Below are 21,441 nucleotides of genomic sequence, written 5' to 3' on the forward strand. Positions count from 1 at the left end.
CATTAAATAGGTAATAAAATATAATTTTCATTAATTATGGAAAAATGTGGGCAACTATCGTGAATTTAATAATTTATATATCCTTAAGATTATTAAAAAAATGAATGAGGTTTGATTTTCTGCGAACCCATTCCCTTTAATTTCCGTGCCCTCAATCATGGTCATAAAAAACCTAACATTCTTATAATGTTCAATATAGTGAACATAAGATTAAATATATCTTTAATTGAACATATTATTCCTTTAAAATTCATAATTCCTCCTTTGGAGCTCTCGCTAGGGAAGATGTGACTTTTACATATATGTAAAGTTTTATATGCCTGAAAAATAATCTATTATTCGCACTAACTGATTATATTCAGGCCCCTTAATGGGCCCCATTCATTTTTATTCACTTAATACTTGATTCATTAAGCCGCCTATTTAATTACATTTTTATCACCTATTTTAATTTTAGAAAGATGCATAGCAATCCTTTCTCAGTTTTATCCACATAGAATCTATGAAGTTTTGATAAAAATGATTCTGAGAAAAATCCTTTTTGATTTTTCTGAGTTACTCAAATTTCAAGTGTTCACATTTTTTTTTGAAATTATCAAATTTTCTACATTTACTTTAGTTAGTTTTATATTGTTGGAAAAAATGAAAGTAATTTATGGCAGTTTTTATTTCTATTAGAAAAATAGCTGGGTGGATGTTAAAATATTAGGTAGAACTGGGTATCAAATAGACAATTTAATAGAAAAAGAGCTTATAAAAGGTGTCAAAAGTGGGAAAGAGTTGAAAAATAAAGTTTTGGATTCACTTGGTAAAGAAGTGCCAAAACATTTTCAAAAAGCATATGATCGTTCGTTAATAAAACTTTTAGAAAAAGAGAAAATAATGATTGTTAGTTATGATCCTTCTATGGATTCTAGGAGAACAAAACAGGCATTCAAATCAGATCCTTTAGTTTTTGATTCCTCAAAAAGGCTTACTCGTCCGGACATTTTAGAATTATTAAAAAATCTAACTAAAAGTAACCGCGCATATCAAAATATTAGATCACTATTCAAGAATAAATTGGAGGATTTAAAAACTTTCTATTTTTATCGGTGGAGTATTCTTGAGAATGGAACTTTCTCAGAAACCCCTGATCAGCTTGAAGATATGTTTTCTAACTTCAGATTCTTTGAATATATCCAAGATATGATAACAGATTTAGAAGAAAAAGATAAAGAGGCATATATAAGATATTATTATGTCGAAAGTGTTGATGAAGATGTTGAGTCGTATGACACTGTTTGGAGTGAAATTCAATACATTATAGATAAGGTTGAAGAGAGAGATGAAAGAAAACGATACGATATGTCGTATGACTATGATGATTTGCAAATAGAGAAAGAAAAAAGATCTTTTGAAGAAGAAGATTACTTTAAGTATGATTTAAAAGAAATTATTGAACATATGGCTTCAATTCTGATTTTGCTTGACAAATATAAAAATTATCCCAATTTAAAAATATGGTTTTATCCATTTTCTTCTTTTCAATTTGATGATATTTGGAATGATGTATCTAATAGTTATTATAAAACCTATTCCTCTTTTGATAATAAGATATTGACACATTCAGTTTATACTCTTAAAATTGATAAATATGGTTATTGGGATGATAAAGAAGCTCTAAAAGAAGGAGGCTACAAAAATCAACTTAATAGTATCAAAAGCCCTGATAAAGAGTTTGAACATGTAATAGACATCATTTTAACATATCCCAAGGAAGAAAAAGCCATTTTAATGGGAATATTAGCAAAAGGGTTAAGTGATGAATCAGGATCTATACAAGTGTTTGGAGAATTTTATAGGAAAATGCAAAATGTCGATTATCAAAAAAGACTAACCACTGTTCTTGGTCTTGTTGAATTATGAATAGTACTTACTTAATAATAAATTAATCTTTGTTTCTTTGGATTAAACCAAATTCATCTTCATATATATATTTACCTGCAACAGTGACAAAATGATCTGGTTTTACAGGTTTAGAAAACTTTTCAAAATTTTCAAATTCAATAACAGACATTTCACTCCTACCTTTGGAATATTCCCTAAGTTCATCTTGATTTAACATTAAATTCGTACCATAATTCCTTAAAATATTAGTAGGCTTCATTTTACCTATGAATTTTATATCTGCCCAGCCCGTGTAGGCTTTAGCTCCTTGAGATTCATATATAACAAACTTTTCTCCAATATGTATTCTACACAAACATCGCCTTCCCACAAAAACGGTTTTTCCTTTGTTATATATTCTTTTTGCATATTCTGTGGGTACGGGATGTGTCACTCCAACTATATCCATACCATCACCTTTTTATTGAAGTTCAAGATATTTTTGACATTTATTATTTATTCTAAAGAGACAATTAAAAATTTAGATCATAACGAAGAACCCCATATCTATGGAAAGGAAAACTACTAACACCTAAGGAAAAATTGTGTATAATCTATAAATCTATGCAATTATTTACATGAATTTAACCACTCCCTAATTAATATTATGACATTAAGAGTATATTTTTAGAATTCCCTCTTTTTCTAAAGCATTATTAAAAACTTCAATCTTCTTATTTAATTCTTTATGAATGTCAGTTAATTTACCTGATTCTGACTCTGTTAAAGTCCGATTATGTGCTATACAATTTCTTAAGGGTTCAATATCATCTAAAAGTAGTTTTACATCCTCTAAAAATTCTATATACAGATCTTCTTTAATACCCCTATCAACTATATTTTTTTGAAAATCTTCGTATGTGTTAGAAAAACGAGCAATTTTAAATAGATCACCTTGTTGAAGTGTTTTTGTTTGTAATAATTTTTGATATTGACCAAAATTTAAATAAAAAGATTCATTCTCAAAAAATGTGCTTAAATAGTCTTTTCTCATGCTTTCATTAGATTTAAGCACATTTTGTTCATATTCCACTTTTACCATCCTTTTTTTGGGATATTGAAATTTACCAATATTTATTTCCTTAAATAAATCATAGAAATCATTACCATAAGTATCAATTAAAATGAATGAAATTACTTCACGTATTTTCATCTCGATTTCAAAAATTTTAGAATGATATTTCTTCAATTCATTACCCAAATCATTATCATAATATTTAAAAATAGCTTCTATCTCATTACTCTTCAACTCATCGTTAAATGAGCTTATTACCTCATCAATAAGATCATCATTCAAATCTTCATCCAACTCTTCATCCAAATCAATTTTGAAACATAAAAAGATCATTTTTTCCCCAATGTCTTTTGAATATTGACTTTGAATACATTCTTCAAAAATAGTTTTATCGATCTCGATAGTGATGTTATCCAACGCATCATTCAAAATCATTTTAGGATCTTTAAGTTCTGATTTTTCGAATAATAATTGATAAGAAACAGAAACCATCTAAACACCCAGTATTAGTTCAATTTCATTTTTAGTCTCAAATATTAATTTATTGCCCTCTTCTTGTAATTTAGTTGATTCACTCATTTTATACGAAAATTCTTTTATTATATTTTCTTGAATTTCAATAGGTGGAACAGGAAGTAAAAGATTTTTAATAGATTCTTGAGATAAACTACCCATTATCGCCCCTATTTTATTCCTATCAAATTGTAATTTACCGATGGACGAATTTAAAACTATTTCAACATATTTTTTATTAATGTCTTGTTTAAGTCTTATCCTAAAAATTTCAGAACTTATAATATCATCTAAATCCGCATTAACACAAACAGCAATACCATAAGTCCCTTTCCTTGTAAGTAAAATATCACCTTTTTTTAACTGGATATCCTTTTTAATATCCGTTATAGGTAAATTAATTTTTTTAACATCACTATATTCTATCTCAAACGGTTTAATATTGCTGACTCTCAAATAATTAAGGCCAATATCACTGAATTCACGATAATCCATCCCATTTATTATGCTTTCAATTTCTGTCCCAAATTTTTTAGTATTCAATGATTCATTATTTATTAATTCAGAATACAACTCATTAAAAAGTGGTTTATAATAAAAAGGATCTAATCTTCCTTCAATATCATCACTTCCAACAACAAATGTCATCTTCTCACGAGATTTAGGAATTCTAATTTTCAATTCTTGAAATAGAAAATCTTCCATTGAATTTAAAATTTCAAATGCCTTACTTTCTTTTTCTTTTTTAGTTTTATAGGCATTTTCCATTTTTCGAGCAATATCGTTTTGAATCTCAATTGGAGGCAACAGAATGTTAATACCCCCAATTTCTTCTAAATTAATATTAGCTCTTGCAACAGGCCTTTTTATTCTATTCAATTGTAATTGCCCTAATTTTGATAACAAAAAGATTTTAACATATTCTGGATTAATCTCTTCATTTAATCTAACTAATGCTAAGGCTTGGTTGATATTTGCTTCGTTTTCATCATTATAAACAGAAACTTGGCCGATAGTTGCACCAACAAGAGCTATCAACAAATCCCCTTTTTTTAATTTAGATCCTTTTAAACTATTATTATGAACTTCGGGTTTAATATATAAAATTTTATTGAAATTGATACTATTATATTCATTTATATCCCCACTCCTTATGAATGGAATTCCATTCTCAGCATTAACATACGCTGGACCCCCAGATTTTGGAGTGGATCCACTTTTTATTTTAGAAGAAATCTCTTTAAGGGTTTTAAATTGAAATTCACTATCATTAAATCTATCCATTATTTCAAGAAATTCTAACCTATAATAATTAGGATCCAATCTAGATTCAACATCAATTAAATTAATCGAGAAACATTCAACCATTTTTATCCTCTACCTTATTTAATCCGTTATAATCACTTTCCTCCTTCAAAAATTTGTTATATTCCTCAGGAATAATTTTTTTTAAATCATTTTCTTTAACTTTCTTTCCAGTTGGATCGTAACCTATCGTATTTGCGATAGCCATGAAAATTTTATAATTTCTTGGAGTCTCATTGTCAGTGTATTTCCTCAAAAATAATAATGAACTTCTTACACCAGCTCCAAAGTGCGAAAATGCAAATTGGGGCAGTGAAACTATTGCTAATATTTGGCATTTTTCCATTAGATATTTTCTAACATCTTTTTGAGAACTATTAGTCAAAATTCCATCAGGTAAAACGATTGCCATCCTACCTCCAGGTTTAAGGAAATCAATGCATCTTTCAATAAATAATATTTCCGTTTTTTGCCTATTCTTCTTTCCAAGTTCATAAAGCTCCAAATAAGGTTTCTCATTCTTTTTAACAGAGGCACCAAAGGGAGGATTGGTTAAAATAATATCAAATTGGTTGGGTCCAAATTTTTTACCAAATTCTTGAAGTTTATTGAACTCTTGTAATGCGTCAGTACTAATTATGTGCCCATGACCATCTTCGTGAAGAAACATATTCATTTTACATACTCTAGCTATTTGATCATTTAACTCAATTCCAAAAATATTATTTTTTGCAAAATCGCGCCATACATCCCTTGCTTTAATTTCGTTTTTAAAATTATTCTTGGCATAATTTCGAATATGGTACATTCCATATAACAAAAATCCACCACTTCCACAAGCAGGATCTAAAATTAACTCATTAGGTCTGGGTTTTATTATGTCAACACAAAAGTTAATCACTTCACGAGGAGTAAAAAATTGACCCATTTTTCCCCTAAAGAATTCTTCCATAAACATCTCAAATGCTATGCCTTTGCTATCTAAATCAGTTTCAGTTAAATCTAAACTTTCTATATATTCCACAATTGAATATATTACTTCAGATCCCAATTTGATATCATCTGCAAAAACTTCGGGTTCTGCGTTTTGTGCTTTGTAATAAATTGAATTTATTCTTCTGGATACATCTTCATAACTTTCCCCAGATCCTACTTGAAACTTATATGCTTGCCCATCAATTGTATCCTTTTCATCCTTAAGTTTACAGAATAATAATTTAGAAATCTCATCAAATGCTGCGGTAGGAGCTAATTTACCACCTTGCCACACGGTATCATGTGATTTTTCTAAAATTCGGATCAATTCACCTTTAGGAACACTTTTAATGTCCTCAGTTCCTCCTCTAACATATTTATAGGTTGGAGGTTCTCTATAATCTCTTGGTGTATCCGAAACAATGTTCTTGATTCTTTCAATGGCTTTGTAATCATGATAATTGAAAGTTCTTCGTTTAGTTCCTGCAACTACAACAGCATAACAAGCATTTAAACGATTTGCATTGTCAAAAACTTGTTCAATTGCCTGACTAAACTCCGCATCACTTATTCCATCTTTCTTACACTCAACAACAAGAAAAGGATCACTTAACTTATCATCCTCATAAACTACTATATCTGCCATATATGATGGAATTCGTGTAGAAGTCTTAGTTTCTATTTTTATTCTTTCTTTAAGGTAATTATAATCTAAAATTAATTCCACAAAAAATGCAGCTCTAACTTCCTCTTCAGAATCATTCTTATAGTGAGTTTCATATTTGTTTGAACAATTGTATTTTATTTTAAGAGTGTTATTCAATTTATTATCAGAAATCTCAATTAATTTTGTATCAATTCCTCTTTGTATCTGCTCCGAAAATTTGGAGATAGAATCATCACTCATTTTACCCCTTCTTAAATTTACTTCCGATATCATTTTTAATATAATTCATATCTTGTTTCCCTAAATATTCTATTACGGCTTGCCTAATATGAAAACTCCTTGAAATGTAACTCTTTTCTGATAATTCTTTTAACTCTTCCAATAATGGTAGGGGTAATTTTATCGTTATTTGCTTCATTCGTTGCTTAGATTTTGGTCTTCCCCTTTTTTTTGGTTCTGTCATCTTTTCACAAAAAAATGATATATTTGTAAATGTATAAAAATTTTGTGTTATTTTTTAATATTTATTAAATATTTATTAATTATTTATTGAATATTTATTAAATAATTATTGACTATTTATTTAATATTTATTGAATATTTATTAAATAGTTATTAAATAGTTATTAAATAGTTATTAAATAGTTATTAAATAGTTATTAAATAGTTATTAAATATTTAATAAATATTTATTAAACTTCGTTATATGTGGATTTTACGAAGTACCAAGAAAAGAAAAATTAAAAAAGTAATTTTTAATGAAGATCATTTAAGTTGAATGATTGTTTCACTTAATTGTTTATTAAGCCTCTTTAGGTTATTATTTTCAGTTTTTAGTTCATTTATTTTTTTAATAGTCAATTTAATGTGTTCAATATAGCTTTCTTTAGTTTTTAAACTATCTAAAAGAGTTTCCTTTAATTGATCTGTAAAATGTTTTTGGAACTCGTCCACGTTTTTATCAGTGAAAATCATAACATCTTTTCCCTCCTCAATAAACATAGGAGGATCAATTAAGATTCTGTTATGATACACTATAGTTCTACCTGTTTTAACTTGTGTTATTACCTTATTTCCCTCTTTAAAAACTATCATGACCTTACTTCCTTTTTATACTAGATATCTTATTATCTAATTGTTCTATCTCTTCAGGGGTTCCATGGATGGCCTTATCCATGGCATTATAAAAAATTAAAAAATCCTCTAAGTGAAAAACAATAACTTTATCCCCTTTAGTAAAACCGACCATGCTCTTATCATCTACTGGTTTAATAGTTTTACCAGTCATAACTCCTTTAAATCGTTTAACATCTCTTAAACGCATTATTCAACCCCCATAAGATTTAATTATCCCCAATGGTTTTTTTTGGATATTTTAAATTTTGAGAACTTAAAAAGAAAGAAAAATGTTTCCAGGATTCTATGTTAATTTGAGGGGGTTCTCAAAAATGACCAAAAACAATTGAATCATGGAATCATTAACTTCTTAGTATTATGTAATATATAAATATTAATATTTATTTTTTATACTACTCTAAGGATCATGAAATGTCCAAAAAGTAAAGAGTTCAATTAGTAGAATAGTATTTGGGTCCTATTTTTAAGGACTATTGCCATTTTCATACTGTTATTTTAAACATAATATTCCAGCATATGGCCATATCCCATATTTTTAACTATTTACGGATTTTAATATGCCTATTTTAATCAAATTAATCTAGTTTAATGACATATTTACTTTTTAAAGAATTATAATGCTGTTTATCTTTGGGATTTTTTAAAGAATTTTTAAGGACTAGTGACTTAGGCCCATACCCGACATTAAATTATCCAGAGTTGATGATAAAAAAATCTAACCCAATGAAAATACAAAAAGCTTTGATTATTATGGGTTCAAACCTGGGAACTATGTTTTTAATAAAAGGATATTATTAGAATAAAGTGACTTAATATGAGTCTTAAATTAGTACTTTTCATTTATATAAAAATATGAGAGCCTTAAAAGGGTTAATTTCCCTGTTTTTCCCGTTTTTTATAGTAATAGTTGTCCATAGCTTCTCGTTTAGCTGTGATAAAATCTGGATCAGTGATTAAATTTGTAACATTTACATTACCATTATGTTCATTTTCAATTTTTCCGCTATGTTTTAAAGTCAGTGTTTCCATTGTTACACCAGAGGCAATGGCTTTTTTAGTATATAGATCAGATAATGTTTTAAATGCGTTTACTAAAGATGTGCCTTCTAATTCCTCTAACTTCTCCCATAATTGGCGTATGCCTTCTTCTAACTCTATTATATAAAGTAAAGTGGCCTCGTCCCTAATTCTCTCTATTTCTGCTCTTTTTGTCAGTGCTTTTTTTATAGCTGTGATATCCCTAACTACTTCATGATAAGGTTTCTTGTACTTTTCATAAAGAGAAGGTATCCCTTCAATTTGTAATATTTTAGCAGGACTTACAACTCCCCTAGCCATAAAAGACATTATAATATCTCTTCTAGTTTGTATTTCTTCTTTAGAGTAAATCTGGGTTACCATAATAATCATTTTCCAGTATCAATCTAATTATGGGAAATTATAGTATTCATCTCCAGTTCCAAATTACCACTATTAATTTTTATGGTAAAAATAATCGTAAATGATTAATCCCCAACCGAAATGATGTTATGTTCCCAGGTTGAGGATTAACATGTGAGCAATGGGTCATCTCACTAAATAATCCTTTGTTTAACTAAAATAAGTATTTTTCGTTTGATATAACTTCTAAATACTTACTACTAAGTAGTAAAAAGTAGTAGTAACAATATTCCATCTTTTTTAGCTAAAACTATTAGAAATATTGAGTTGTTTTAATATATTACAATAAAGAGAATAAAGACTTATTCTGTGATTCTAACCAACATACACTATAATAATAAAAGTATATACAATATATATTATATATACAATATATAAAAGAAAATAATGACTTATTTTGAGATTTTAACCCATCCCTGATAATTTGTTTTTATCTTTATATTGTGGATGGAAATTAACAAATTTTGACTTATATTCCTCTGGCATTGCTTTTTTAAGCTCTGAAACACTAATCCCCTTAAAATTTGCTATTTCTTCTAACCTATCTAATCCAATTATGCCTTCATTATCAATAATTTTCATTACAGTACCAATACAAGAATCTAAGATAGTTCCATCCTTTCTAATCTTTTCTTCTTCCTCTTTTTGAAGTTCAATCTCAATATTGTACTCCACTTCTAATTCTCCAATTATACTTTCGTGTTTTTCAATTTCATCGCGAAGGAAAGCAGATTTATCCCTTACCATTAACTTCCTCTGTAAATAATTTTCATAATCCTTTGTTCTATTTGAAATAATTAGTTTGGATAAATCAAATAAACGCCTATCTATTCTCATACAAATAGTTTTAATGTCTTTTTTAACCATTATTTCGCCTCTTCTTTTAGTTTTGTTTCTACGAACACTGCTTGTGCCAATTCATCCTCTAAAGACACCCCTTCAAGTTCTAAGTATTCTTTAATGAGATCTAAAGGAACTGGAGGGCATGGATCATCTTTCCAAAAAATGTAAGAACGTTTTAGGACATCATTGAGTTCTTTAGACATTTATTTATCCCTCAATCATTTTTTTTAATATGAGAATTCCATGATTTCCTTCTTCAACACTCCAAATGAGTTTATCACCTTTTTTAAGATCCATTGCGTTTACCCAAACTTTTGGGATATATACAAAATAGGATCCATTCGTTTTTTGAATCTTCATTGTATCTAATTCCACCATAAGTACCTCCATTAGTTGAGTTTGATGATTGAGTATGTTTATTTATTATTTAAAGATTTTTTTTACATTAAAACATTAAATTAGTAAATATTTGCCCTTTTTTTGTTTTGGGTAAATATTTGCGGTTTTTAAAATAAAGGTAAGTATTTATAATGGACATCCATAAGGAAATTAACAGTGATTAAATTGAAAAAGGGAATAAAAACTAGTTTAAGAAGATTTCTCGTGATAAAAACACTTTTGAATGGTAAGAAATGGGATACACAGTCTCTTCTCAAAAAAATTAACAGTACTTATTTCTTCAGATTTCAACAAGAATATTCGCTAGAGACAGAAGAGATGAATCTTGAAAAGTTAACTGATCCGATGTTATCTAAAATTTTAAAGGATATGAGGGAAGATAAAATAATTGAGAGTGAACCCATGCCTCAAAAAAGCGGAAGAGGCCCATCTGGTTACCAACATTGGCTTGTTAATGATCTTGAAGTTTATTTTGAAGTCTTATTAGAATTTCTTAGTTTTGCGGACTGGCTTGAATACCGTGAAATTCAGTTAGATCTCCATACTTATAACAGGTCCATATTTTTAAACAGTGTTTATGGGCAAAAATTCATCAATATGGATTTGTTTAAATTTTTTAAATCAAAAATAGGAATAGATGTGAATGAAAAATCAAAAAGATGGGTTTTAAAAATACTAAAAATATCACCTTCAGCTCTGAAAACATTTTATGGTTATGTAATGGGTACTGCGGAATATTTAGAATTGTTCCACATAGTTGCAGATGATTTAACAAAAGAAATTTTTTTGTCCCGAATTGTAAGTGCTTTTATTAAGGACTTGACTACACCTTCCTTTTGGACCCCTTACCCTGTCAAATTTAAATCTGTCTTTATAATAGACGAAGACGGTAACGAACAAAAAGATCCCATAAATCGTCCAAAATTTATCTTCAATATTGAAGAAAACAGTTTAAAGTTTGATATTATTTCTAATGGCGTCACATTCTCTAAAAATCCCCCATAATGATTTTTTATATTTTGAATCCTTATTTACGCTCCCCTTTTTCCCTTTCTATTTGTTTTTCAAGTGTTTTCTTGAGCATAGCTTCTAAATTTTCAATTCGACCTTCTAAACTAGTTATTTTACCATCTTTATCTTTGGAATCTCTGATTAGTAGATCATATTCTTGTGTTGTGACATTTTTTACTTTCACTTTTTCTAAGGTTAAATTCTCTACTGCTTCCATATATTTAGCTTTCAAGGTTTGAGGATCGTTTTTAAAGTATGCTTCTGTTACGGGGTTTATTTTATGGCCTAACATCCAATCAACAGCAAGTTGATCAATACCTTTATTGTATAAAGTGCTAGTGAATAACTTTCTCATAGTATGGGAAGTAAAAAATCTTCGATTTCTTTCTTTAGAACGACCAAAACCAGCTCTTTCATTTATTCGACGGAATACAAATACCAAACCTTGACTGGAAATCTGGATTCGACGACTACTTACAAAAAGAGGATCATCTAAATTTTTAATTTCCTTATTGTTATTTTCTCTATGAGACAAATAATCAATTATGGCCTGTGTACTCTCAGGAGAATTAAAAGTAATGTAAGGCATTCCTGTTTTATATCTATGAATTTTCCAGGTTCCAATTAGATCCTCTATTTTCCTAAGTTCATAGACTACTTTAGGTATGTTCAATTTATCTGGATCTGATAAATCTATATAATCCGAAACGGATTTGATAAAATTTTCATATGTGAGGTGTCTTATCTCCCCTGATCCCATCCCACTTGATAACATTAAAAGAAGAATGGCCTTATCACGGATATCGGAAACTTTTACAGCTTCCCTAACATGATCAATAGTGGGAATATCTTCCATACTCCAATTTTCACCACTATTTAGATTAATTTTAAGTTTTGGAAGGTGAATATCGTAATGTCGGTAAAAAGCTTTAACTGTATCGAAATAACCGTTAATTGTGCTTGGGAGCATTCCCTCTTCTTCTAGCTTTTCACGGAAATCATAGAAATAATCATTAATTTTACGATTTCTAAGTTTTATCCCGGCTTCTTCTTCATTTTCAGCTTCTTCTATCAATTCAGTTGGAATTTTACCAACGAAATTTGCGTAAACTCGGATTCTAGTTATGTATTGGGATTTGGTACTTGATCTCCTACTACGAGATCGTATGAAATCCTTAAAACACCGATCATTTTTTATATCATCTAACTCAAAAGGCATAAAGTACACCAACTCGAGTTATGATCTACCCAAAATATGTTCAAAACTATACATATTTGCTAAAAATCATAACTCATAAAGATAGATTTAACCTAATCATTATAATAGGTTTTTATAACATTAGAGGGATCTTGTATGAGAAATATTATTGTTGAAGAGCTTATTCAAAAGCCAATTGAGGAACAGGAAATAGAAATCGTAGAAAGGAAGGGGATAGGCCACCCAGATAGTATAAGCGATGGAATCGCAGAATCAGTTAGCCGGGGACTGTGCAACGCTTACTTAGATCATTTCGGTGGTGTCTTACACCATAACACTGATGAAGTACAGATAACCGCGGGTGAATCTTCTCCTGAATTCGGAGGAGGAGATATAATAAAGCCAATGGACATCCTCCTCACCGGAAGGGGAGTCCCAGAATACGAAGGCAAAAAAATTGGTATAGACAGGATAGCAATTAAAGCAGCCAAAGAATATCTTAATGAAGCCTTGATCAACCTGGACGTGGAAACCTGCACCGTGGTAGAGTGCAAAATTGGACACGGCTCTGGAGACCTGGTAGATGTTTTCAAAAGGCAAGGAATGCCTGCATCCAATGACACATCCTTTGGAGTTGGATTCGCACCATTCTCCGAAACCGAAAGCATGGTTATGGCCATTGAAGAACTTCTAAACTCCAAATCATTCAAAAATAAATACCCACAAGTTGGGGAAGACATAAAAGTCATGGGACTACGTGACCATGATAAAATCACCCTTACCGTGGCTGTGGCCATGATCTCCAAGTATGTTGACGGCGCACAAACCTACCTGGACACCAAAGAAGAACTCAAAGATATCGTCACCAACCTGGCCCTGAAACACACCTCCAGGGATGTTGAAACATTCATCAACACCGCAGACGACCCCACCAGTACAACCGAAGAAGGTTACTACCTCACTGTAACCGGTACATCTGCAGAGATGGGAGACGACGGATCAGTGGGCCGTGGAAACAGGGCTAACGGACTTATAACCCCTAACCGCCCAATGTCAATGGAAGCTACCTCTGGTAAAAATCCAATAAACCATGTGGGTAAAATATACAACCTTTTATCTAACCAGATTGCCAATGACATTGTTAAAGAAGTTGAAGGTGTTAACCAGGTTCACATGATGATTTTAAGCCAGATTGGAGCCCCTATTGACCAGCCAAAAGCTGCAAGTGCACAGCTTATCCTGGAGAAAGGTTACGAGATGAGTAAGGTTAGAAGTGAAGTTCAGGGTGTTATGGACACCTGGCTGGCTGACATCAACAAGATAACTGAGATGTTAATAAAGGGAAAAGTTCGAACCTTTTAAAACCTTCATTCCCTTTTATTTTTCTTTAAAATCTCAATTATTCTTTTATTTTTGAATCTACTTTATTCAAGAAATTTCTATTGTAATTATCACTCCCGCCCATTCTTACCACTGACCATCTCAATTATAATAAAAGGATATAAAAGACCGCAAACAAAGTTTGATATGAATAGATCTTGCTAGGAGTAGATACTCAGTATGATTAATCATTATGTTTTATGAAGATCATCTAATTGAAACAGCCGGTTTACGTTATTTCGGTTGAGTATTTAATTAATAAACAATTATTACAAGGAGAATGTTACATGGCAATCAAGGAAGCCCCCCGATCATACCAGTCTGAAACCATCGAAGATAAGGTACAGAAATTCTGGGATGATAAACAAATATACCAGCTTACTAAAGACCTGAGGAAAGATCAACCTAATTTCTCATTTTTAGACGGACCACCATACTGTAGTGGACGAATACACCTGGGAACTGCCTGGAACAAGACAATAAAGGACAGTTTCCTCCGTTTCAAGTCCATGTCTGGATTCAACGTCCGCAGACAGGCCGGATGGGACACCCATGGACTACCCATTGAACACAAGGTGGAAGGACTCCTGGGACTTAAAAGTAAGAAGGAAATAGAAACCAGGATCGGGATTGAAAACTTCGTGAACAAGTGTAAGGATTTTGCAGTGGAAAACCAGGCCCTCATGACCAAACAGTTCGAAAAAATGGGTGTTTGGATGGACTGGGATGATCCTTACGTGACCTATGACACTCAGTACATGGAAAGCGCCTGGTGGACCCTTAAAAAAGCCCATGAAAAGGAACTCCTTGTAAACGATCTGAGGGTTATCACCTGGTGCCCCCGATGCGAAACTGCACTGGCCCTGGCCGAGATCGACTACGAAAACAAGGAAGACCCCTCCATCTACGTTAAGTTCCCATTAAAAGGCCGGGAAAACGAGTACATTCTGGTATGGACCACCACTCCCTGGACACTACCGGCCAACCTGGCAATTTGTGTGCATCCAGATTATGATTACGCTTACGTTAAAGTTGAAAATGAAGGCATGGACATGGTTTACCTGATGGCTGAAGCCCTGGTGGAATCCACCTTCCCGGAACAGGATTATGAAATAATAAAAGTGGTCAAAGGAAGTGATCTGGAAGGAACTGAATACATACACCCCCTTCCTGAAGAGATACCCTTCCACAGGGATTTCCAGCACCGTATATTACCTGGAGACCATGTGACCCTCACCGAGGGAACCGGCTGCGTGCACACCGCACCTGGACACGGTCCAGATGACTTTGAAATTGGAAAACAATATGGATTACCAATATTCTGCCCGGTGGACGAGGCAGGATTGTTCACCCCCGATGCGGGCAAATATGAAGGCCAATTCGTTAAGGATGCTGATCCTTACATAATTGCTGATCTGGATGCCCACCATCTTTTATTCAAAGAGGGCATCATTGATCACCGTTACGGTTTCTGTTGGAGATGTAAAACTCCCATCATTTACCTGGCCACCAAACAATGGTTTTTGAAGGTTACTGCAGTCAAAGACCAGATGCTCAGTGAACTGGATAAGGTGGAATGGGTCCCGTCATGGGCTGGTGAAAACCGGTTCCGTAACTGGATAGAAAATGCCCGGGACTGGACCATCTCCAGGCAACGTTACTGGGGAATACCCATACCCATCTGGATCTGTGAAGACTGTGGAAAGATGGAAGTAATCGGATCCATAGATGAACTGCAGGAGAAGATCACAGAAGGCCAGCTGGAAGGGGATTTCATCCACCGCCCACATGTGGATGAGATAAAACTGGGTTGCTCCTGTGGTGGTAAGATGCAGAGAACCCCTGATGTTCTGGACGTGTGGATAGACTCTGGAGTTGCTGGATGGGCTGCTCTACATTACCCTAAGGAGAAGGAAATGTTTGAGGAATGGTATCCCTACCAGTTCATCACCGAGGGCCATGATCAGACCAGAGGATGGTTTTACTCCCAGATGGGCTGCGGAGTAATCGCCCTGGACAGTGTACCTTACCAGAAGGTTTTAATGCACGGTTTCACCCTGGATGAGGAAGGTAAAAAGATGAGTAAATCCCTGGGAAACGTGGTGGAACCGGATGAGGTTATAGCCAAGTACGGGGCAGATGTTCTCCGTTTCTACCTCCTGTGGGGTAACAAGCCTTGGGATGATCTTAAGTTCAACTGGGAAGAAATGGGAACTGTGAATAAGATGTTTAACATCCTCTGGAATGTTTACGTCTTCAGCACCACCTACATGGCACTGGATGAATTCAACCCCACCCTTTATAGCCCAGATGATCTTATATTCCGCGATGAAGACCGCTGGATCACCTCAAGAGTTCATTCCGTGGCCCTCGAGGTCACCGATGCCCTGGATTCCCTGCACCTTCACAAGGCCACCCGCAGTCTCAACCATTTCATACTGGAAGATCTCAGCCGATGGTACGTGCGCCTAATAAGGGGACGAACCTGGGTGGAAAAAGACGACCCTGACAAACTGGGAGCCTACTACACACTTTACCACGTGCTTAAGAATATGATAACCATCTTAGCACCCATAGCCCCCCACATCACCGAGGAAATCTACCAGAACCTGGTACGCGGTGTTGAGGAGGATGCCCCAGAAAGTGTGCACATGCTGGACTGGTGTCTTAACGAGAACCTCATTGATCAGGACCTGGAAAACAACATGGACATTTTAAGGGATATAATTGAAGCCTGTGCCCGTGCCCGTGATGTTGCCCGTTACAAGCTCCGCTGGCCAGTTAGTAAGATCATTATCGTCACCGAGGACCGGGATGCAGTAACTGCTGCTCTAGCCCTATCAGATGTGCTCACTGAGCAAGCTAACACCAAGAGTGTGGAAACTTCAGAAGAATTTGAAGGTCTCAAAGTCCTGGCTGCCCCCAATATGAAAACCCTTGGGCCCAAGCTTCGTGGAGACGTGCCTAAGGTTGCGAGTAAATTGGCATCAGCCGATGGTGCCGAGATTGTCACTGCCCTTGAAACCAGTGGGGAGTATGTGGTGGAACTGGATGATAAGACCATTACTCTGGAAGATGGTGATGTGGTCTTTGAAACCGAACTTCCAGATAAAGTGGTCAGTGCTGAATTTTCCAGAGGAAGTGTCTTCGTGGACACCGAGTTAACGCCTGAAATATTATCAGAGGCCATGTCCAGAGAACTCATAAGAAGGATACAAGACATGCGAAAAGACCTTGATCTGGATGTAGAGGCCAATATAAATGTGGCTGTTGATTGCAGCCTGGAATTCCAGAAACTGGTAGAACCGCATTTAGACTTCATTTCACACGAAGTAAGAGCAAAGGAACTTGAATTTGGAACTGAAGATGGATATCACACTAAAAAGTGGAATATTGAAGAATTTGAATTATCTATTATCTTTAAACAATGAACTCCTAAAGAGGGCGAAAAGATGACTTTAACTGACACGGAAATGGAATACATCAAAGAAGAACTGGGAAGGGAACCCAACCCCCTGGAATATGGTATGCTGGATATAATGTTCTCTGAACACTGCTCCTATAAGAGCAGCCGGCCCATCCTGAAATTATTCCCCACCGAGGGTGAAAAAGTCATAATGGGCCCTGGAGACGATGCAGGTATCGTGGAACTCACCGATGACCTGGCCCTGGTTATGGGTATGGAAAGCCACAACCATCCCTCAGCCGTGGAACCCTACGGAGGAGCAGGTACTGGGATTGGAGGAATTATAAGGGATATCATATCCATGGGAGCAATGCCAGTTGCCCTTCTTGATTCTCTACGTTTTGGACCCATGGAAGACCAGCGTTCACGTTACATCTTTGAATACGTGGTTAAAGGAATCTCAGACTATGGTAACCGAGTAGGTATTCCCACTGTTGGTGGAGAAGTGGAATTTGAGGATAACTTCAAATTCAACCCACTGGTTAACGTGGTCTGTGCAGGTATTGTTCGTAAGGATGAAATTGTACTTGGAATAGCCCCCAATGTGGGAGATGTTTTCGTATTGATGGGAGGCCGCACTGGAAGGGATGGTATACACGGTGTTACCTTTGCTTCAGAAGAGTTAACCTCTTCTTCAGAACTGGAAAGCAGACCTGCAGTTCAGGTGGGTGATCCCTTCACTAAGAAACAGGTCATGGAAGCCACCTTTGAGGCCCTGGAGAAAGTTAACATTCAGGGATTGAAGGACTTGGGAGGAGGAGGCCTCACCTGCTGTATTTCGGAAATGGCTGATAAAAGTGGTAATGGTGCTCAGATGGAGTTGACCAAAGTACCGCTGAGAGAGGAAGGAATGACTCCCTATGAAATTATGCTCTCCGAGTCCCAGGAAAGAATGGTCTTCGTGGTGAACCCTCAGGATGTGGATGGCTTACTTGCAATATTTCATAAGCATGAGCTGCCCTATGCAGTGATTGGTCAGGTCACCGACACCGGCCGCATGGTGGTCACCCAGGAAGGGGAACCCCTGGCAGATGTACCCACTCAACTGCTGGCTGACCCACCATTGGTGGAACGTGAAGCCATTAAACCTGTAAATGACGAAGAATATGTTGAAATAGAAGATGGGAACCTTGATGAAGCCCTTTTAAACTTACTTTCCAGTCCAAATCTTGCCAGTAAAAAGTGGGTGTTCCGGCAGTACGATCACGAGGTGCAGATCCGAACGGTAATCAAGCCCGGGGATGATGCTGCAGTACTGCGGGTGGATGATGAGAAAGCCTTTACTCTCACCAGTGACTGTAACAGCATACACTGCTATCTTGACCCATACCATGGAGGGGCTGGGGCTGTGGCTGAAGCAATACGTAACGTGGTGGCCATGGGATCAGAACCATTATGCATGGTGGACTGCCTTAACTTTGGAAACCCGGAAAAACCAGATGTGTTCTGGCAATTCAAAGAGTGCGTTCAGGGAATGTCAGACATTGCTAACCGGTTCCAGTTACCAGTTACCAGTGGAAACGTCAGTTTTTACAATGAAACAGAAGGAGTTACTGTTAATCCATCACCAGTGGTGAGTGTGGCCGGGATCATGGACCTTAAGGATATAAGGACCATGGACTTCAAAAATGAAGGGGATAAGATCATCCTCATTGGAACCACCCAACCAGAGATGGATGGATCAGAGTACCATAAGACCATTCATGGAGTGGTACAGGGAGAATCACCCCAGGTTAATATTGAAGCAGAATACGCCTCAGCTCATGCTGTTCTGGAATTAATCCGTAACGATGAAAATGGCCAGGTTACTGCAGCCCATGATCTTTCAGCAGGAGGATTAGCTGTTGCACTGGCAGAAATGGCTATTAAAGGAAACCTGGGAGCCAATGTAGATATATCAGCAGCCCCTGGTGCTGAAAGTCTTTCTGATTCAGAGATACTCTTCTCAGAATCCCATGCCCGTTACCTGGTTACCGTGCAAGAAGGAAGTTCTGCAGAGATTTTGAACACCTTACAGGTAATGAATGTCCCTGCAGCAGTAATTGGTACAGTTAAAGGAAATTCTCTTAAATTAAGCCCTTCAAACATTGAAATTGACATTCAGCAGCTTAAAGATGCTTACCAGGGCGTTATTGAAAAGTTCATGGCCTAATGAGTTCATGAACTGTGATTATAAAAAGAGCTTGGTAAATGGAATGTATTGGCGTAATAAGAAGGCATTGGTAATATAAAAAATACATAAAAGTTTATGGTCTGATGATATGAAAAAAGAACTCTGGAGGCAGCTAATTCATGCTTCTGGAGTCTTTATCGTTGTTCTCAGCTATTTTCTACCACCACAATTGTTGATCATTCTCTGTGTGACCATCCTGGCCTTCGTGGTTATAGTGTTTCGACTGGACCATCAACACCATATTCCCTTTTTTTCCACTATTTTACGGGTTGCCAAACGTGACGAGGATGAAAGAGGATTTGTTTACTTTTTTATTGGAATTATAATAACCCTGTACATCTTCCAGTTTAACATGGCCATTGCCAATGCCGCGATCCTCATCCTTCTATTTGGGGATTCCGCATCAACTCTTATCGGTCGAAGGTTTGGAAGAATAAAATTACCTTTCCAATCACATAAAACCCTTGAAGGGAGTTTAACATTCCTGGGAGTGGGATTCTTGGTTTCTCTCACCCAGTTACCACTGATCCCTGCTTTTATTGGTGCACTAGCCGGTACCCTAACTGAAGCCTACAGTCCCATTGATGATAACGTGCCCATACCCCTGATTTCAGCACTAGCAATTACGGTAGTAATTTACTTCCTTATTTAACGTCCAATTCATACTCCTCATTTAACACCAGATTTATACTTCCAGATTACGCACAATTTATATTCAAAACCCCAAATTTGACTTCCTGATTTACACCCAATTAAACAAAATAGCCGTTGATTTCGGAAAAATTTTAAATTGCCTTTTTCAACATTTAAAAAAAAAACTTACAATCTTATAGCTCTTTCATGGCGGAAAGACCGCACCGTGCCCACAAATATGAGGAAGGATATGATCAGTGTGGGCAGCAAGTATAACATGATTTCTGGTTGGATATTAGGAGATACTGCCAGTTTAACCATTAAAACCGTGGGTATAAAGTTGAATACTCCCTGAAAAATTTCAGATTTAACGAATAATGGGATGAAAAGGATGAATGTGGCAAATACCAGTACCAAAGTTATGGCAGAGTTGGCTTCCTTGGTACTGTCCACCAGCATGGATATTAGTATCCCCAATCCAATGAAAGCCAGGCCCATGAAGAACAATACCACCACCAGAAGAGCAGCATTGAATATGGGCACCCGGAGAAGATCAAGGACTGCTATCCATGCTATGCTCTGTATGAGTGAAAATAGCAGTATGGGAATTATCTTACCAATTATTACCATGTAACTGGAGAGAGGGGTCATCAGGAGTACTTCAAAGGTTTTCCTCTCTTTTTCACCAACCACACTATCAGTTACAATGTTACTGGCCATGAAGAAAGGTAGAAGGAGAATAAATGGCACTATAAATCCGTATATTACTTCCACGAAATAGGGACTGTCCAGTGCCAGTGGTACCTCTTTATCTTGATTTATTTTAATTTCCTGGAATTTAACTGGGTTTTGAATTATATTAACCTGGCTCTGGTTTAAACCTGCATTTTTAAGGGTGTTTTCGGTGTTGAAATTGTCCACTGCATCACGGATCTTGGTGGATACCACTGGATAAAATACATTAGAGTTATCCATTTGCACCACTACCTCTCCTGATGGGGAAAGATCAACAACTGCCACCAGCTTCTTTCCAAGTTCAGTTTTAGCTTCATCAGTGGTGTTATAATAATTTAAAGTTATTTTCTCATCTTCCAAGTACTTTGAAAGGCTTGAACCCTCCAGGTTCTGAGGTAAACCAATGTTAAGAGCAGATGTAACCCCAGTCTGATCCAGTAGAGTCGGGTCACTGGCCACAGCAGCTACCGCCACCAGGCCCACTGCCCCGATGATTATGAAAACCTGAACCAAAACCACCAGTAAGTATATCCTATTTTGTAGGATATCCCTGGCTTCTTTTATGGCCAGTGCCTTGATTTTCCAGATGCTGGTGGGAATTTTCATGATTTAGGTCCTAGTT

19 protein-coding genes are annotated in these 21,441 nt (G+C 35.2%); 6 read left to right on the forward strand and 13 right to left on the reverse strand.

Annotated elements, in window-relative coordinates:
* Positions 1–690: 690 nt before the first annotated feature.
* Positions 691–1,908, forward strand: coding sequence for a hypothetical protein (locus tag A994_RS01115; protein WP_004029411.1), 1,218 nt, complete (start codon positions 691–693; stop codon positions 1,906–1,908).
* A 22-nt stretch (positions 1,909–1,930) separates the two neighbouring features.
* On the opposite strand, the gene A994_RS01120 is transcribed toward A994_RS01115, so the two are convergent.
* From A994_RS01120 to A994_RS13010, 11 genes are all read right to left on the reverse strand, one after another.
* On the reverse strand, positions 1,931–2,338 hold the full coding sequence (locus A994_RS01120) for a DUF365 domain-containing protein (protein WP_004029412.1): 408 nt from the start codon (positions 2,336–2,338) through the stop codon (positions 1,931–1,933).
* A 204-nt stretch (positions 2,339–2,542) separates the two neighbouring features.
* The gene (locus A994_RS01125) at positions 2,543–3,436 is read right to left on the reverse strand and encodes a hypothetical protein (RefSeq protein ID WP_004029413.1); all 894 of its coding nucleotides are present in this window, start codon (positions 3,434–3,436) and stop codon (positions 2,543–2,545) included.
* Positions 3,437–4,825, reverse strand: coding sequence for a restriction endonuclease subunit S (locus tag A994_RS01130; RefSeq protein WP_004029414.1), 1,389 nt, complete (start codon positions 4,823–4,825; stop codon positions 3,437–3,439).
* Positions 4,818–6,644 carry a restriction endonuclease subunit M gene (locus A994_RS01135; RefSeq protein ID WP_004029416.1) on the reverse strand — a complete coding sequence of 609 codons (1,827 nt, stop codon included), beginning with the start codon at positions 6,642–6,644 and terminating at the stop codon, positions 4,818–4,820. Before A994_RS01135 ends, A994_RS01130 begins: the two co-directional genes overlap by 8 nt.
* A gap of 1 nt (position 6,645) precedes the next feature.
* On the reverse strand, positions 6,646–6,867 hold the full coding sequence (locus A994_RS01140; RefSeq protein ID WP_004029417.1) for a ribbon-helix-helix protein, CopG family: 222 nt from the start codon (positions 6,865–6,867) through the stop codon (positions 6,646–6,648).
* A gap of 302 nt (positions 6,868–7,169) precedes the next feature.
* Positions 7,170–7,499, reverse strand: a complete 330-nt coding sequence (locus A994_RS01145; protein WP_004029418.1) for a hypothetical protein — start codon at positions 7,497–7,499, stop codon at positions 7,170–7,172.
* A 4-nt stretch (positions 7,500–7,503) separates the two neighbouring features.
* On the reverse strand, positions 7,504–7,728 hold the full coding sequence (locus tag A994_RS01150) for a hypothetical protein (protein ID WP_004029419.1): 225 nt from the start codon (positions 7,726–7,728) through the stop codon (positions 7,504–7,506).
* 683 nt (positions 7,729–8,411) lie between these two features.
* Positions 8,412–8,942, reverse strand: coding sequence for a hypothetical protein (locus A994_RS01155; RefSeq protein WP_004029420.1), 531 nt, complete (start codon positions 8,940–8,942; stop codon positions 8,412–8,414).
* A 444-nt stretch (positions 8,943–9,386) separates the two neighbouring features.
* Entirely contained in the window at positions 9,387–9,848 is a 462-nt protein-coding gene (locus tag A994_RS01160; protein ID WP_004029421.1) for a hypothetical protein, read from the reverse strand.
* Positions 9,848–10,027 carry a hypothetical protein gene (locus tag A994_RS01165; RefSeq protein WP_048203989.1) on the reverse strand — a complete coding sequence of 60 codons (180 nt, stop codon included), beginning with the start codon at positions 10,025–10,027 and terminating at the stop codon, positions 9,848–9,850. The genes A994_RS01160 and A994_RS01165 overlap by 1 nt, the downstream gene beginning before the upstream one ends.
* 4 nt (positions 10,028–10,031) lie before the next feature.
* A complete protein-coding gene (locus A994_RS13010; protein ID WP_004029422.1) occupies positions 10,032–10,202 on the reverse strand; it encodes an AbrB/MazE/SpoVT family DNA-binding domain-containing protein in 171 nt (56 codons plus the stop codon).
* A gap of 186 nt (positions 10,203–10,388) precedes the next feature.
* On the opposite strand from A994_RS13010, the gene A994_RS01170 reads away from it, so the two are divergent.
* Positions 10,389–11,228, forward strand: a complete 840-nt coding sequence (locus tag A994_RS01170; RefSeq protein ID WP_004029423.1) for a hypothetical protein — start codon at positions 10,389–10,391, stop codon at positions 11,226–11,228.
* Between the two features lie 22 nt (positions 11,229–11,250).
* On the opposite strand, the gene A994_RS01175 is transcribed toward A994_RS01170, so the two are convergent.
* Positions 11,251–12,309: a tyrosine-type recombinase/integrase gene (locus A994_RS01175; RefSeq protein ID WP_192812685.1), complete on the reverse strand. Its 1,059-nt coding sequence runs from the start codon at positions 12,307–12,309 to the stop codon at positions 11,251–11,253.
* A gap of 279 nt (positions 12,310–12,588) precedes the next feature.
* Here A994_RS01175 and A994_RS01180 point away from each other — a divergent pair, with 279 nt between their 5' ends.
* The 4 genes from A994_RS01180 to A994_RS01195 all read left to right on the forward strand — a co-directional run bounded on the left by A994_RS01180 (position 12,589) and on the right by A994_RS01195 (position 20,103).
* Positions 12,589–13,794 carry a methionine adenosyltransferase gene (locus A994_RS01180; protein ID WP_004029425.1) on the forward strand — a complete coding sequence of 402 codons (1,206 nt, stop codon included), beginning with the start codon at positions 12,589–12,591 and terminating at the stop codon, positions 13,792–13,794.
* A 305-nt stretch (positions 13,795–14,099) separates the two neighbouring features.
* Positions 14,100–17,243, forward strand: coding sequence for an isoleucine--tRNA ligase (gene ileS, locus A994_RS01185; RefSeq protein ID WP_004029426.1), 3,144 nt, complete (start codon positions 14,100–14,102; stop codon positions 17,241–17,243).
* A 21-nt stretch (positions 17,244–17,264) separates the two neighbouring features.
* Positions 17,265–19,430, forward strand: a complete 2,166-nt coding sequence (purL, locus tag A994_RS01190) for a phosphoribosylformylglycinamidine synthase subunit PurL (RefSeq protein ID WP_004029427.1) — start codon at positions 17,265–17,267, stop codon at positions 19,428–19,430.
* Positions 19,431–19,539: 109 nt separating this feature from the next.
* Complete coding sequence (locus A994_RS01195) at positions 19,540–20,103, forward strand: diacylglycerol/polyprenol kinase family protein (protein ID WP_004029428.1); 564 nt, start codon at positions 19,540–19,542, stop codon at positions 20,101–20,103.
* A 167-nt stretch (positions 20,104–20,270) separates the two neighbouring features.
* Here the strand turns inward: A994_RS01195 and A994_RS01200 are convergent, their stop codons facing one another.
* A complete protein-coding gene (locus A994_RS01200; RefSeq protein ID WP_004029429.1) occupies positions 20,271–21,425 on the reverse strand; it encodes an ABC transporter permease in 1,155 nt (384 codons plus the stop codon).
* Positions 21,426–21,441 lie beyond the last annotated feature (16 nt).

Source organism: Methanobacterium formicicum DSM 3637 (assembly GCF_000302455.1).
Taxonomy (GTDB): Archaea; Methanobacteriota; Methanobacteria; order Methanobacteriales; family Methanobacteriaceae; genus Methanobacterium; species Methanobacterium formicicum_A.